Consider the following 654-nt stretch of genomic DNA (forward strand, 5'->3'; position numbering starts at 1 on the left):
ACGTTCACGGCGAACACCGCCCGCCACCCGGCGAGGTCGATCAGCAGCCCCCCGAGGGGCAGACCGGCCATGGCGATGGTCTGCGTGGCCACGGCCAGCACCGTCAGCACCCCCGCGGGGCCGGCCTGTCCGGTCCGCTCGGTCTCGCTGCGGACCAGGTACATCGCCGCCGGGTATCCGGCGCAGGTGCCGATCCCCAGCACGACCCGGGCGGCGACGAGCACTGCCAGGTTGGGGGCCAGCGCTCCGAGCACGCCGCCCGCCACGGTCATCACCGCTCCGATCAGGAACAGCGGCCGCGGCCCGAACGCGTCGACGAGCCGGCCGACGACGGGTTGCCCCACGGCTGTAGCCAGGTACAGCCCGGACACCAGCCACGTGGTGGCGGCGGGTGAAGCGCCCATCGCGACACCGATCGGGATCAGCGCGACCGCGATGATGGACGAGTTGACCGGGTTGAGGATCGAACCCAGCACCAGAGACAGGACCAGGCTGCGTGGGAACGCCGGCGCGCCTGGCGCACCACGCCCGCCCGGCGTCTGCTCGGCCTCGGTCCTGCGCCGTCGCCGCCTCATCCTCCGAACCCGGAGACGGGGCTGCCGTTCCCCATCACCTCCGGGCCGGCCGGCTCCACAGCCGCATCGGACGCGGCGG

At 73.9% G+C, this 654-nt stretch carries 1 protein-coding gene; it reads right to left on the reverse strand.

Annotated elements, in window-relative coordinates:
- A partial coding sequence (locus tag ACFQH9_RS32015) for an MFS transporter (protein ID WP_379572206.1) occupies positions 1-575 on the reverse strand: 575 nt, incomplete at its 3' end.
- Positions 576-654: the final 79 nt, after the last annotated feature.

The sequence above is a fragment of the Pseudonocardia lutea genome, from assembly GCF_042658055.1.
In the GTDB taxonomy this organism is placed as follows: Bacteria; Actinomycetota; Actinomycetes; order Mycobacteriales; family Pseudonocardiaceae; genus Pseudonocardia; species Pseudonocardia lutea.